Below are 15,106 nucleotides of genomic sequence, written 5' to 3'. Positions count from 1 at the left end.
GCCGATGCGTACTGGTCCTGCCAACCACCCGCGATACCGAAACACAGGCGTTCAGCCTGGAACGCGAGTTCGGCAATCTCATAGGTGTTCCAACGATCCTGACGCAGCTCGTTGAACACCGCGATGGTAGCCGTGGTCGCGGCCGAAGAGCCGCCCAGGCCAGAGCCTACCGGGAAGTCTGAGCGCAGGAACAAATCAAAGCCGTAGCTTGGCTTGATCACACCAATAATGGTTGCCAGCAGGCTCTTGTCATTCGCCTGCAGCAGCGCTGCCAGGCATTCGAAATGCTCCTCGCGGGCCATGTCCTCGGCGTAGATGTGGATTTGCGTGTCAGCGCGGGGCACCAGAGTGGCGTGCGCGTACAAACCAACGGTGCAACTGAGCACGGCCGCCGGATGATCGATGAAGAAGTAAGTGAGGTCAGTGCCGCCGCCGCAGAAACTCATGCGCACTGGTGCCCGCGCTCTGGCCAGCACGGGCACTTCCGGGCTGGCGGCCAGCTGTCGGGTGTAGATTTCGACCAGCCGCAGCTCGGTATCGACGCTCGGAATAGCGTTGTAGCCCAGGTCCAGCAGCTTGAGCAGGTCTTCCCGCGGCGTGCCGACCGGCACCGCACGAAATTGCCGGTTCATGCAGTGCGTCACTGCCAGGTCGGTCTGGCCGCCGGTCAGCAGATAGCGGCGTACATCGCCATTGGTCACGACGCCTTGCAGGCAGCCTATATCGTCGACCACAAAGACGATCTGCAGCGAACCGGCTTCGATGATCTTGACCGCATCGAGGATGCTCTGACGCTGGTTGATGCTTAGTGTCTGGACAAGACTGCTCATGGCATGGCACTCATATGAACTTCAGCGCAATAGCGGGCGAACGATTCCGGCGTACCGATATCGATAAACTGCCCGGCGTATTGGCAAATTTGTACTGACTGACGTTGCAGCAAATCTGGCAACAGTTCGCGCTCCAGCGAGCACGGCAATGATTTTTGCCCCTCAAAGGAAGCCGGACCAAATGCGTACACGCCACCATTGACGAGGCCTTCGCCATGCTGGCCTTTCTCATCGATGGCCTGCAAAGCACCGCTGGCGCTCAGCCGCAGGCTGCCATATCGGCCGCGATCAGCGACGTGGATGGCCAGAACGGTGTCCTCGGTAGCCGCTGCCATCTGCCGATAGGCGTCGGCTTGCACGAAGGTGTCAGCATTCAGCACCAGGTAGCGGCTCGCAGGCGGCTGCTCGCTCAAGGCATTGAGCAACGCGCCGCCGGTCCCCAGCAGTTGGGCCTCGACGACCAGTTGTAAAGGCAGACCGCTGGTCGCGCTCAGGCTGGCTAATTGATCGGCTACCTGATCGGCCCGGTAGTGCGCGCAGAGCACGACGTCGCTGATGCCGGCCGTAGCCAACTGCCCCAACACGCTTGCCAGGAACGGTTGCCCGTGCACTGCAACCAGAGCTTTCTGCGTCTCCCCGGTAACACTGCGCAAGCGCGTGCCAAGCCCCCCGCACAAGACGTAGGCGCGCATCAGCAGCGGCCCTTGAGAAAATTCTCGATTGCGCTGGCAGCGTGCTCCAGGTGCGCTTCGCCGAGGCCGGGCCAGAGGCCGATCCAGAAGGTGTCGCGCATGACCTTGTCGGTGACCTGCAGCGACCCGGAAACCCGGTAGTGCTGGTCCTTCAAATACGGTTGGCGGGTAAGGTTGCCGGCAAACAACAGGCGTGTACCGACTTTCTGCTCGTCCAAATAACGCAACAGATCAAGACGTTCAACTCCACAGCCATCACGCAGGGTCAGCGGGAAGCCGAACCACGATGGATCACTGTTGGGCGTCGCGTGCGGCAGGATCAACTGGTCGGCGCAGCCCGCCAGGCGCTCGCTGAGCCAGCTGAAATTACGCCGACGGGCAGCGATGAAGTCGTCGACCCGGTCCATCTGCGCCAGCGCGCAGGCAGCCTGCATATCGGTGATCTTCAGGTTGTAGCCCAGATGCGAGTATGTGTATTTGTGATCGTAGCCCTGCGGCAGCTCACCCAGTTGCCAGCAGAATCGTTTACCGCAGGTGTTGTCTTCACCAGGGCCGCAATAGCAATCACGGCCCCAGTCGCGGAACGACTCGACCAACCGCTTGAGCAACGGCGAATCGGTGAATACCGCGCCGCCCTCGCCCATGGTGATGTGGTGCGCAGGGTAAAAGCTCAAAGTACCCAGATCACCAAAACCACCCACCTGACGCCCGTCATAGGTTGCGCCCAGCGCATCGCAGCAGTCCTCGATCAGCCACAGCCCGTAGCGATCGCAAAGCTCACGGACCACGCTGAGGTTGAACGGGTTGCCCAAGGTATGCGCCAGCATGATCGCCTTGGTGCGCGGGCTGATGGCCGCCTCGATCAGGGCCGGATCGATGTTGTAGGTGCCCAGCTCGATATCTACGAAAACCGGCACCGCGCCAAACTGCAGAATCGGGTTGACGGTGGTGGGGAAGCCGGCCGCAACGCCAATCACTTCATCGCCCTTGCGAATCGCGCGATCGCCAAGACGTGGCGACGTCAGTGCAGAGAACGCCAGCAGGTTAGCCGAAGAACCGGAGTTGGCAGTCAGCACGCCGCGCCGACCGAGATAGCGTGCCAGACGCCGCTCGAACGCCTGATTGAAACGACCGGTGGTCAACCAGCCATCCAGCACCGCTTCGGTCATGGCCTGCAGTTCAGGCGCGCCGATGACCTTGCCGGAAGGCGGGACGGCATGCTGGCCAGGTACGAACTCAGGGGTCGCCAGCTCCAGTTGCGCATAGCGGCCGACGAGCTCGGCAATTTGCTGACGCAACTGCTGCGCCGTCTGATCAGTCATTGGTTTTCGCCTTGGTAATGCGCGATCTGTGCGCGGCTGTAGTGCTGCATGTCCTGGCCTTCACGCCAGGCGCGATGCCACTCGAGCGTATTCTGCAGGGCCTGCTCCAGACCCCAGCGAGGGCGCCAGCCTAGTAGCTGACGCGCTTTGGATGAATCGAGGGTGAGCAGCCCCGCCTCATGCGGCTGCGGGGTCGACTCGACGTTGCACTGAACTGCGTCAGGCCAGAGCTCGGCCATGCGCCGTACCACCTCCCCGACGGTGGCGGTACCGTGGCTGTCGGGGCCGAAGTTCCAGGCCTGGGCCATCGCCTGACCCTGCTCGCACAGCGCCTGCGCCAACAACAAATAACCTTGCAATGGATCGAGCACGTGCTGCCACGGACGTACCGCATCGGGGTAGCGCAGGGTCAGTGGCTCGCCGGCCGACCAAGTGCGCAGGATGTCCGGCAGTAGTCGGTCGCCAGACCAGTCGCCACCACCGATGACATTACCGGCCCGCGCAGTCGCCACCGCCACGCCCTGCTCACGCAGGAACGACTCGCGCCAGGACGCGCAGAGAATCTCCACACAGGCTTTGCTGCTGCTGTAAGGATCGTGCCCACCTAGGGCATCCTGCTCGCGATAAGGCCATAACCATTCACGGTTCTCGTAGCACTTGTCGCTGGTGATCACCAGCATTGCGCGTACCGAGTCGCAGCGGCGTACGGCTTCGAGCACATTGAGCGTACCAGTGACATTGGTCGCGTAGGTCTGCGCCGGTGTCCGATAGGACTCACGCACCAGTGGCTGCGCCGCCAGGTGCAGGACAATCTCAGGGCGAAAGTCGGCGATACAGCTGGCCAATTGCTCCGCGTCGCGGATGTCGGCTAATTCGCCGTCGACGCGCTCGTGCAAACGGGCTACCTCGTGCAGCGTCGGGGTGCCGCATGGGGCCAGCGAGTAGCCACGAACATCAGCGCCCAATTCGCTCAGCCACAACCCCAGCCAGCCGCCTTTGAAGCCGCTGTGTCCGGTCAGAAACACTCGTCGTCCAGACCAGAATTCGCGGCTTACGGCCATACCCGCCATTGCGCCTCTCCCGACTTCCAGCGCTCTTCGAGGTAGTTGCGGTCGCGCAGGGTGTCCATCGCTTGCCAAAAGCCCCTGTGCATGTGGCTCATCAGCTCACCGCGCTGCGCCAGCGCACGCATCGGCTCATATTCCCAGGTGGTGTCATCGCCTTCGATAAAGTCGAAGATGCCCGGTTCAAGCACGAAGAAGCCGCCGTTTATCCAGGCGCCATCGCCCAGCGGCTTTTCCTGAAAGCCATGGACCTGCTCGCCACGCACATCCAGCGCACCGTAACGCCCCGGCGGCTGCACTGCGGTGACGGTGGAGAGCTTGCCGTGGCTTTTGTGAAATTCAATCAACGCGCGAAGGTCTACGTTGCCCACCCCATCGCCATAGGTAAGACAAAAGGTGTCATCGCCGACATAGTCACGCACGCGCTTGATACGCCCGCCGGTAGCGGTGTTGTCGCCGGTATCAACCAGCGTCACTCGCCACGGTTCGGCATTGCGGTTGTGAATGTGCATACGGTTTTCCGACATGTCGAACGTCACGTCCGACATGTGCAGAAAGTAGTTGGCGAAGTACTCCTTGATCACGTAACCCTTGTAGCCCAGGCAAATCACGAAATCATTGATCCCGTAGTGGGAGTACATCTTCATGATGTGCCAGATGATCGGCTTGCCGCCGATCTCTATCATCGGCTTGGGGCGAAGGTGTGACTCCTCGCTGATGCGCGTTCCCAGGCCGCCGGCCAGGATGACTGTTTTCATTGTCGACTTACCTTGAGAGGTCTTCGCCCCGGACCGGGCTGACAAAATACTGACCAATTCAGCAACTTGGCCTACTAAAGCAAAAAGATTGCCAATTCCATGCAAGCCATGCGGATCAATGTCACGCGTATTGCTGGGCAAGCAGGCAGATGCATCCGGCGCAGGCGGTGACACCTGCGCAGATACGGCTTGGAGGGGATTTGCAGCATAGGAAACGAATGCAGCAGCGACCTGCGCCGCCTCCGTCAAGAAACCGCCAAACGTGAGCCTGGCGGTTTGTGCAGGATCAGCTGACCTGGGTCAGCCACTCCAGCGGTTGCGCTGCAGCCGGCGCCGCTGTGAACGCGTTTGGCCAGCGCTGCGCCACAGCACGGACCGTATCGGCGTCATGAACAACCATGGCTTGAACCATCAATTGGGCGTGCGGCGTGAAGACCACCATCTGGCCCGCCTGGGTTGCCATCAAGCACAGATCGATATCGGTACCTCCGTCCGCTAGCTCGCCAGCACTTTGGTCGAACAGCTCCTTGTGCACCATCACGCAGTCGTCGGAAACCGCCGCGCAGTTGCGCACCGCCAGCGGCCAGCGGGCTTCAACACTTGCCTCGGCCGAGAGGCCACGCCATGGTGAACCCACCTGCGGCCCTGCCAGCAAGGCATAGCCGGCGTGTGCCAAGCTGCCATCCACCGTTTGCAGCAAGCCGCCGGTAACCCCAACTTCAGGGCGCTGGGCTTCGTTGAGCAAGGCTTCGATCCAGGCAGGAGTGATGACCTGGCACCGCGCCGACAACAGCACCAGATATTCGCCGCGCGCTGCGCTGGCGGCAAGCTGCAGCAGCGCTTTGCGAGATGCCCCTGGCGCGCCGACCAGCAGCCGGACACGACCGGCGAAGCTCTGCTGAGCTACCACGCCGTCATCGGCACATGCCACCACTACTTCGAAGCGAGGGTAGCGAGTTCGCTGGACCACGCTGGCAAGGCAGGCCTGCAACTGCGCCAGATCGCCCTCACCCGCCACCAGAATACTGACCATCGGGGTCGCTGCATGACGCAGGTCGATCGACAGGCCAGCCGCTTCCTGATTCCTCAGCTGCGGCCGGTAACCAAGTTGCGACAGGTGCCGGTTAAGCGCCTTCAGCGCGTCATCATTGAAGGCTGGCGAAGACTGCCGAGCAATCAGCAAGTAGTCGTTCAGATGCGCCAGGCTCCCTACGCCTTGCGTTTCGACCAGACGCAGCAACAGATCCAGTTCAAACGCATGAGGATGACTTTCGCTGTAGCCACCCAGATCAAGCACGGCCTGGCGGCGCAACAGCCAATGCCCAGACATCAGAGCCGGCTGGCTGCGCAACAGGTTCAGGTCAGCCCCCGGGCGAAGCACGGCGTGAAGGCGGCCGGCGTCATCGCGCTGTACTTCGTTGGCACAAATGGCTTGGCACGCTGGCGCCTCGGCGAGCTCAACTGACAAGTGCAGCAGGCCACTGGCGAGCAGTTGATCACCTGCCTGCAACAGCAGCAGCCATTCGCTTGGTAACTGGCGCACCACCTGATTGAGGTGCGCCGCCCAGTTACTTTCGCTCACTTCAACGAAGTGTAAGGTATCGCGCGCAGTAGTGATTGCCGGCGCTTTACCGGCCTTGAGGACAACCAGTTTGAAGTGGCGCAAGCCGCTGGCAAGCACACTGTCAAAGGTAGCCTGCAGTGCATCGTCATCATTCCCCAGATCAAGCACCACAAAGGCGATCTGGCCGGGCCGGCACTTGCTCAGGTGCGCCCGCACACGCTCGACCTGTTCAGCCGGCGGTGTGGCTGCTTCAAGTGCAGCGAGCACAGCGCCAGAGCCGGTCGCCTGCAAGCGCGGCTGGAGTTCAATACCGGGAATCTGCTCAAGCCGCGCAAGCCACTCGCCCAACTCAAGGGCGCTGGCCGCGTCCTCTTCGCCAGTGAGTGTAGCTGCCAGCCGCTGGCACACCTGGAGATTGAACAGGCCCAACGCCAGCGCCTGCCAGTAACGCAACTGCAGACTCTGTGCAGTGTCGTTTGGATGCACTTGCAGCAATTCGCGCTGGCGCACCCATGTGCCTTCCAGGGCACGATGCTGGGCCTGACCGGCCGGCCAGGCATGAGTGAGAAACTCCAGGGCAGTCAACTGCGCGAATAACTCGCCGTTATAGTACGGCAGGTTAATGTCCTGGCGTGGCTCAAAACGGCGCTCGGGCTCGGCGGTGACGCTACGCCAGGCAGATGTGAACAGCAGTGGTGCGTCGGCATGATCGTAGCTGCTACGAACAAAATGGTTGAGCAGCAGCAGGCCGTCATCATCCGTGCACAGCGCATGCTGGGCCGCATCCCACTCGCGTAAAAGCCGCACAGTGTGGTTCAGGCGCTCTTCACGGGCAAACTCGGTAAGGCGGCAGGGCAAGTACTCGCAGACCACGTCAGTCTGGTCCAGGCTCGCGACCTCGCCCTGAGCCAGAATGGCGTAGGAGAGTGCTACGCGAGCGCCGGCACAGTCCAGCTGCTCAGGCAGATTGGCGAGAGCCGCACGTAGGGTGGCCAGTGGCATCACCGCGCGCCACGCCTGCTGCCCCGCCAGAGCATAGCGGGTCAGCCGGGCCACGGCGCCCTGCTCGTCACCCGCCAACAAAGCGGAGCCAACCCGATGGTAAGCCACCTCACTGTCGCCTGCGGCATAGGCCAACGCGTAGCCTTGTGCCGCTACAGCGCTGGAGTGGCTACGCAGGCACTGCTGAGCAATGCGAAGCGCAGCAGGCAGGACATAATCGCCGTCAAGGGCCAGGCAGACATAAGAACTGCTGATCTGCGTCAGCGCATCTTGCAAGCGAGCTTTATATACCTGACCAGGCGCGTCCGCCTGCAGGGACTCCAACGCAACGCACGGTACGCCAGCCTGAGCGTAAAAGTTGAGCGTCCTGTGGCGTTGAGCGAGCTGCCCATGCCCAAGCAGGACAACTGTCACATCGATGGGCGTAGCGCTTGCGTTTTCGGTCATAAGGCACCTTTCAAGATTTAGTGTGCACCTCCGGGCTGGCCGGACGGCGAAAATGTTCAGTCCGCCAGCCAGGCGTTAGCCCAGTGCTGCAGGTGGTGATCGTTGAGCACGTAGTCGCGCAGCACCACTTCACGCAGTGCGTCACCCTGGCGGTAACTGGCCAGGGGATCGCTCAGGTGCATGCGAATCGCTTCCAGCCATTGCTCGGTGGTGTTATCTCGGACCCGCGTGCACGGCAAATACCCCGCATAGGCCTTGGTGTCGGTACAGATCACCGGGAAGCCACAAGCACCGTACTCGAGCAGGCGCAGGTTACTTTTGCAGTCATTGAACAAATTCTGCTCAAGAGGCGCCAAGGCCAGATCAAGATTGAGGCTGGCCAGCATCGTCGGATACCGATTGAACGGGATGCCTTCATAGAATTCTTTTACATAGGGCCGCAACTGCGGGGGGCACATACCGAAGAAAACCCAGTCAACCTCCTCGGCCAAGGCTTTGACCACGCCTTCAAGCAGTTCCAGATCGCCCCGATGGCTGGTCCCGCCAGCCCAGCCGACCCGAGGTCTGGCGCTGCGTTGACGTGCGCTGACCAACCCGGTCCAGAGCGATGCTGCGAGCATGTTCGGTACAACCCGGATATCCCCATGCAGGCTCGACAGCGCGTCAGCCAGCGGCTCGGTGGAGACCACAACTCGGTCACACAGACCAATCGCCGCACTTACCAGCTCACGCATGTTGCCTGGCAGGTTGCGGGCGTGATCGTTCTTCTGCGGTGGCGCGATGATGTAATCGTCCAGTTCGTATATCCGTCGCGCGCTGGAGAAGCGCTTGAACTGCGCCATGTCCTTCAGGTGCTCCGGCGAGTAACGGCCCTGGAAGATGATCACATCAGGCTTCTCTCGCTCAAGCTCAAGAAGGCCAGAGGCACTGTAGTCGATCCGGCCCTGAATCCAGCCTTCCCGCTCCAGCTCGTTGAACGGCTGAATAACCCGGTAGTGGCCTATTGCAGTAGCGTTGGTCGGTAGAGCCATCACGGCGGGCACGGCCCGTGCAATGAAGGGATCCCAGCCAGTACGCAAACCTGGATCGAAGTTGAAGTTCGCCAGTTTCAGGCTCAGATTCGGATTGTAGGCTGGGTCGAAAGCCACCCACGACAACCACCGTTCATAAAACGCGTCACGATCAGCCTCGACCATTTCTGCTGCAACCGCCGGATGGGGACCAGCAGCGAGCTTGGCCACCTTGGAAAATGGAGTCCACACCACCAGGTAGCCGCAACTGCGCGCCCGCAGGCAGAGGTCAGCGGCCAGCAGCTCATGCTGCAGATGGTTGATATCAAAGCCGCCGAGTTCATCGAACAGGCTGCGACGGATGAGCAGACAGTCCTGGCTCAAGGCGCTCCAATTCTGCACCACGCGCAGCCGATTCATGTAGCTGTCGGCGTTTGCTGTACAGGCTACAAAAGCACTGGCTACCGTACCCTGCATACCCACTACCTGCCCCGCCGATAGCACGTCACCGTGCTTGTCGAGCAGCTTAGGCCCGACAAGCCCCACCTCGGGACGCTGACCGTGATGGATCAGTTCATGCAACCATTGCTTGTCGAACAGGGCACAGTTGCCGTCAAGCAAGAGCAGATACTCGCCGCTGGCATGCAAGCTCGCCTCATTCAGGTTGGCCGCACCATTCAGTCCTGCCAGGGTTACGCAGCGCAACTGCGCGCTGCCCATCCGGGCCACGGCTGTCAGCCAATCCTGCACCTGCGCCGGGGTGTCCTGGTTGGCGATCAGCAGCAGTTCGAAGTTGCTGTATGCGGTGTTTTCCAACAGGGATTCGACACAACGCGTCAGGGATTGCAGGTCGTCACCAGCAAGAACCAGAATTGACACACAAGGCGAGTGAGAGTGCTCATAAGTCACCCGCGTGAACTGCCCGCCCTCCTCGACCGAAATCTGGGCGCTTACGCCCAGGCGCTGCAGGTGAGCCTGCAGCACGCGCAGCGCCTGCTGTCCGCCAGTTACCGCGGCTAACCAGTCGGCATAGCTGAATTGGCACTGCACCAGAACCTGTGCAATATGTTCCACCACTTGCAAACCGTGCGCTTCGACCATTCGCCATAACAGATCTTGGGCCGCAAGGCTGGAGAACTCGGGGGCAAAACCGCCCAGGGTACGACTGGCGTCGATGCTGAATGCCAATACCCGCCCTACGTAAGGCAAGCTACGCATAAGGTCAAGATTGAAGTCGGGTTTGAACACCGGGCTGGAGGGCGCAAGATTGTCATGCCCCCCCTCATCAAAGTACAGGCACAAGCTCTCGCTACGCAGGGCAATGCGCTCTGCCATGATGACCAGAGCATGGGGATGCAGGCGGTCTCCGGCGCGCAGCAACACTATCCAGTCCGCCTCCGGCTGGCTGTCAAGCCAGTTATTGAGTGGCTGTGGACCGGGCTCGGAGACGACTATGAAATGTACTCCAGTGACGGCAGACTGCATCTGCGCCGGCCCTACCACGACGATCTGCTGGGCAGGGTATGACTGCTGCGCGAGACTGTCGATACTGATACGCAGGGCCGCTTGCTCGTTTTCCTGGCAAAACACCACAGGCGCAATGCGCGGCCGCTTCGGCCACTGCTCGATACGCTTGGGCAGTAGTCGCAGTTGCCCTGCCGATAATGTGCGCGATGCCAGCCATTCAGCGTACAGCTCAGAGAAGCTCAGACTGTTGCTGCCAACCTGCTGATTGAAGTTGGCCATCTGCGCTGCAAAATAACGGCGCAGGTTGAGTTCTTCCCACGTATCCTGCGCCTCACCCTCGTAGCTGCTCAGCGGCCGGCACCGCACCCAGCCCTCAGCAGGCGCGTCACCTGCAGTACTTGCGGCCAGCATCTGCATCAGCCATTCACTCTCGACACTATAGGCCGAGGTCATGCTCGACTGATGACTCAACCTTCCCGGGTGCACCCGCTCCAGGCTCAGCACTTGATCCAGGCTGCACAAATGCCCACGCCGCAGCAGGCAGGCATACAGTGCCAGATCCAGGCGTGCAGCAAACCCCTGACCGTCTTGAATCAACGTGTCCAGGTATTGTTCGACCTGAGCACGGCGCAAAAGACAGTGACTGAGGCCACCGAACAGATTGGGAGCGTTGTCGGCAATGCTCGCGAGCAGGTCAGTGCCATTGAAAACGGCACTGTGCATCGATATAACGAAGTTGAGCGAACGTGACGGCAATAGCACATCGTCTGCAGCGCAGAGCAAGCGCTGGCAGATGACCATGCTCAGCTCCGGCCAATCGTTCATGACCTGCGCTTGAGCGCTGACGCAGCCTGCAAGGAGCACGTCATCATCGCAGAGGAACTTGATCAGCTCGCCCGAGGCATTTGCGAGACAGGCTTGCAGGTTGCCGGCAAAACCCAGGCGCTGGGGGTTACGCACGTATCGCAGGGGCACACTGAAGCCCACTCTCAATGCGTCACAGATGGCCTCGATCTGGCCATCCGGGCTATCGTCACAGACGACAACCTCCAATCCTGGGTAATCCTGACTCAGCGCGCTGTGCAGTGTACTGCGGAAAAATTCAGGATTGAACGCTGGGATGGCAATCGTGACAAGGGGGGTTGCGTTCACAGGAGCTCACTTAAAAGCAGTGGATCGAGGTAGTCGAGGCTGACCGACTGCACCGCATCAAACCTGCGGTGCCCGGTTCGGAGTCAGCTGCCTGGCGACCTGCTCTCACTAAGCGCCAGCCCCCCCGGCAAAGCTGCGCCCATGTGGTCAGATGTAGTTGACCAGTGACAACGTCGCGACCTTGGCAAACGCTTGCAGCGAAGCTTTGAGCATGTCGGTCTGACGCTGCAGACGAAGCATGACCTCGGCCGGATCGCTCTCGCGAATCGAGCTCTGTGTCTTGGCGTTCTCGGTGCTCAGCGCTTCATTGGTTTCGGCCTGAATATCGAGTGCCTGGCCTCGACCACCGATGGAACTGACCGACGACGACACCTGGTCGGTGGCGCTGGCAATGTTGCCAATGGCCGAATCCAGCGACGCCAGGAAGTTTTGCCGGGCAACCGGATCGCCATCCATCGGAGTTGTCAGGGCGGTGCGCAGCTGGCTGATGGTCTCAAGCATGTTCTGGGTCTGATGCGTATCTGCCTTGACCGCGAAAGAGTCGCCGGCATCCGGCGGGGTCGACAGATTGAAGCTGAGCCCGGCTGCAGTCGCGACGTAGGGATCAAGCGCGGTACCGGTGCCGCTCAAAGTGCCACTGTCAATCGGGCGGCTATCGGCGCTCAGTGGCGCCGCGTAAAGATCGAACTTGGTCGGATCGGCCTCGGAAAACTTGAGAATGGCCCCACCGCCAGGGAACGCTGCCTTGTACTTGGCATCATCGATGATGCTGACGCCGGTGATCTGGCTACTGGATGGGCCGTTGCCAGCGCTGCGCGTGCCACTGACGTTGTCGGCCTTGGCGCCAAGCATCAAGGTATGACCATTGAGCGCAGTCGCTGGGTCATCGCCCGCCTGCAAGGTGATCTTCAGCCGGAGGTCAACCCCACGGAAATTGATCGAGGTGTTGTCGCCATCAGTTTTGAATGCACCGCCCTGAGTCGCTTCGTTGGTGACATCCTGCCCATTTCGGTCGACGATCTTCAGCTGGCTGGCGCTAGTGAAGCTGATCTCGTACGGCTCGCCACCCCGGAAGCGATCATTGAACGCGGAGTTGCCGGAGACCTGGCCATTGGACAGATTGATCCGCCCATCATTCATCAATGGGTCTGTGAACGAGGTCTCGGTCCGGCTGGTATTGAGGGCCTGCTCGAATGCGCTGTAGCCGGTTTCGTTGGCCGCCAGGCTAAGCATGTCGCCAACCTGCAGCATCAGATTGGTCTGGTCACCCTGATAGCTGAAGGTGCCGTCGGCATTCTTCACATACGGCTGGGTATCGCCCTTGGAACCCGAGAACAGGTATTTGCCGTTCTCGTCCTTGCTGTTCATCAGCGTGAACAGCTGCTCCTCGAGCGAGGCCAATTCATCGGCATTGGCTTTGCGGTCAGCGTCAGTGAAACTTGCGTTACCAGAGCTCACAGCTAGCTCATTTACCCGCTGCAAAACATTGCCGATAGCGTTCAACGTGCTCTCGCTGGAGCCGAGGGCATTGCGCACGTTGGTGATGTTACCGCTGTACTGCTTGAGCATGTTCTGTTGCTGCTCAAGCTGCAACAGACGCGCGGCGCCTACCGGATCGTCGGCCGCAGTACGGATGCGCAGGTAGTCGCTGGCTTCCTGCTGGCTCTTCACCGTGTTGGCAAGGTTGCGCTGATAGTTGGCGCTGGTGGTGTTGTAGAACTGCGAAGTGGAAATGCGCACGGTCTACGGCTCCTTAAAGGCTGTTGATCAAGGTGGCGAAGGTTTCCTGGGCCGCCTTGATGATCTGCGACGACGCGGTGTAGTACTGCTGGAACTTGATCAGGTTGCCGGTCTCTTCATCGACCGAGACCCCCGACAAGGAATTACGGCTGTCCAACGCAGAGTTCTGCAATGCACCGGTGGCGTCGCTGTCCATCTTAGCCTGGCCGGCCTTGCCGCCTACGTTGGAGACCAGCTTGGCATAGGCGTCGCTGATGCTGATGCCCTTGCCGTTGGCGCCCACATCTACGGTCGACTTGGTTTGCAGGTCGAGCACAGACTGAGCATTGCGATTATCCGCCGAACCCGAACCGGTCAGCGCCACGCTGTAGCTGTCGCCGTTTTTTGGCGCGCCGTTGACGTTCATCTCGAAGGTAAAATTGCCACCTAGAGCATTGCCATTGGCATCGGTCAAAGGCACCGACAATTGCAGCTTGTTGTCCTGGCCGGGGATGATCGTGCCGGTGCCGATCGAATCGCCCTTGGCGTTGTACAGGGTGTAGCTCTGCGGCGAGGCGCCGTCATCGCCGAACACCAGTTTGACCGGGGTGGAATACTTGAGGCCGGTCTGCAGCTTGTTCAGCTCGGTTGCGTCGTAGATGTCCAACTTGGTGGTAAGGGTTGGCTGGGTGATCACGCCAGTGCCCTTGTTGCCCGAACCGCTGGTAGCGGTCAGCGGCGAGGCCATGGCCAGGCGCTTGGGGTCGGTCAGCACCGACTCGATGGTGGCGGCAGCATTTCGCGTAGGAGTGATCTTGAAGCTGTCACCGGCAGCATAGGTGCCGCCATTGCCCGACAGGCTGAAACCATCGAACACCGGCGCCGGGTCGTCGTCGAGGTTGTGCGTGCCCATGTCGGTGCCTTCCGGCAACTTGCGCACGGTGTACTCTTTCAGGTTCGCCGGGTTGTTGAAGGTAACCTGATAGTCGCTGGTGCCAAGCTTGCCGGTATCGGCAATGGTCACGTTGATATTGCCGGTGCCGGTATTGCCCTGCTTGGCAATGCTGCGCTCGCCGATGGCCTTGGCACTGTTGATGTCGCCGAACAGGCTGGCACCGAAGTTGCCGTCCTTGTCGATGCCCTGGGCCAACTGGCTGTTGATCGCATCCGCCACCACCAGCGCCACGCGACCGAGCTCGTTGAGCGCCGGGTCGAGGGTTTCCTTGCGGTAGCGGATCAGGCCGCCAAGCTCACCACCGCTGGTGCTGTTGGTGATGTCCATCTTGGTCGAGCCGCGATTGAGGATCAGGCTCATGCGGGTCGGGTCGGTCGCGCTCGGCTCGACGCCAAGGGTCTGGGTGGTGTTGCCCAATACCAGCGCCTGGCCGTTCTTCAGGTAGATGTCGTAGTTGCCGTTTTTTTGCTCGACCACATCGGCGCCGATCAGCGCGGTCAACTCACGAACTGCACCGTCGCGCTGGTCGAGCAGATCGTTGGGCTGGCCGGTGACCACGCCGACCTTGGAGATCTGCGTGTTCAGATCGGCAATGGTCTTGGTCAGGTTGTTGACCTGAGTGGCCAGCGAAGCCATGTTGCTATTGGTGTTGCTGTTCTGCTGATTGAGCTGGGCAGACAACGTATTGAAACGCTTGGCCAAGGTCTGCGCGCTGGTCAGCAGCAATTGGCGCGAGGCGTCTTCGGTCGGCTTGGCCGAGGCATCCTGCATGGCGCTGAAAAAGCTCTGCAGCGCTGCAGTGATACCGGTATCGGCACTGGACAGGGCGTTGTCCAGCGGAGTGACCTGGCTGAGGTAGGTGTTGGCATCGCTGGACAGCGAGGTGGTGGTGCGCAACTGGTTCTCGAGGAACGCGTTGTACACCCGTCGCACGTCGGCCAGGGTGGTACCGGTACCGATGAAGACCTGGCCAGTCTGCTGGCCGCCGCTGGTCTTCTGCACGTTTTGCTGACGCGAGTAGCTGGCGACATCGGCATTGGCGATGTTGTTACCCAGGGTGTACAACCCCGACTGTGCGGCTCCAAGCCCAGACATGCCAATATTGAGCAAACTCGCCATGGTTC

Annotated in this window: 8 protein-coding genes and 1 pseudogene; all 9 read right to left on the bottom strand. The window is 60.7% G+C overall.

Features of this window, described 5'->3' with window-relative positions:
* Positions 1-50: 50 nt before the first annotated feature.
* Positions 51-830, bottom strand: a pseudogene (locus CXQ80_RS25260) (CBS domain-containing protein); the annotation flags it as partial.
* Complete coding sequence (locus tag CXQ80_RS06895; RefSeq protein WP_101317799.1) at positions 827-1,522, bottom strand: sugar phosphate nucleotidyltransferase; 696 nt, start codon at positions 1,520-1,522, stop codon at positions 827-829. The gene CXQ80_RS06895 and the pseudogene CXQ80_RS25260, both read right to left, overlap by 4 nt.
* Positions 1,522-2,844 (bottom strand): lipopolysaccharide biosynthesis protein RfbH, encoded by a 1,323-nt coding sequence (gene rfbH / locus CXQ80_RS06890; RefSeq protein WP_101317797.1) that lies wholly within the window; start codon positions 2,842-2,844, stop codon positions 1,522-1,524. Before rfbH ends, CXQ80_RS06895 begins: the two co-directional genes overlap by 1 nt.
* Positions 2,841-3,914: a CDP-glucose 4,6-dehydratase gene (gene rfbG / locus CXQ80_RS06885; RefSeq protein WP_101317795.1), complete on the bottom strand. Its 1,074-nt coding sequence runs from the start codon at positions 3,912-3,914 to the stop codon at positions 2,841-2,843. Before rfbG ends, rfbH begins: the two co-directional genes overlap by 4 nt.
* A complete protein-coding gene (gene rfbF / locus CXQ80_RS06880) occupies positions 3,896-4,666 on the bottom strand; it encodes a glucose-1-phosphate cytidylyltransferase (protein ID WP_101317793.1) in 771 nt (256 codons plus the stop codon). The genes rfbG and rfbF overlap by 19 nt, the downstream gene beginning before the upstream one ends.
* Before the next feature lie 286 nt (positions 4,667-4,952).
* Positions 4,953-7,508, bottom strand: coding sequence for a glycosyl transferase (locus tag CXQ80_RS06875; RefSeq protein WP_256585702.1), 2,556 nt, complete (start codon positions 7,506-7,508; stop codon positions 4,953-4,955).
* A gap of 227 nt (positions 7,509-7,735) precedes the next feature.
* Positions 7,736-11,308, bottom strand: coding sequence for a glycosyltransferase (locus CXQ80_RS06870; RefSeq protein WP_101317789.1), 3,573 nt, complete (start codon positions 11,306-11,308; stop codon positions 7,736-7,738).
* 147 nt (positions 11,309-11,455) lie between these two features.
* Positions 11,456-13,048 (bottom strand): flagellar hook-associated protein 3, encoded by a 1,593-nt coding sequence (locus CXQ80_RS06865; protein WP_101317787.1) that lies wholly within the window; start codon positions 13,046-13,048, stop codon positions 11,456-11,458.
* Positions 13,049-13,061: 13 nt separating this feature from the next.
* A complete protein-coding gene (gene flgK, locus CXQ80_RS06860; protein ID WP_101317785.1) occupies positions 13,062-15,101 on the bottom strand; it encodes a flagellar hook-associated protein FlgK in 2,040 nt (679 codons plus the stop codon).
* Between the last annotated feature and the right edge of the window lie 5 nt (positions 15,102-15,106).

The organism is Pseudomonas sp. 02C 26 (genome assembly GCF_002843585.1).
Taxonomy (GTDB): domain Bacteria; phylum Pseudomonadota; class Gammaproteobacteria; order Pseudomonadales; family Pseudomonadaceae; genus Aquipseudomonas; species Aquipseudomonas shirazensis.
The sequence above is the reverse complement of the archived record's forward strand: the minus strand, read 5'-3'. Positions and strand labels throughout refer to the sequence as shown.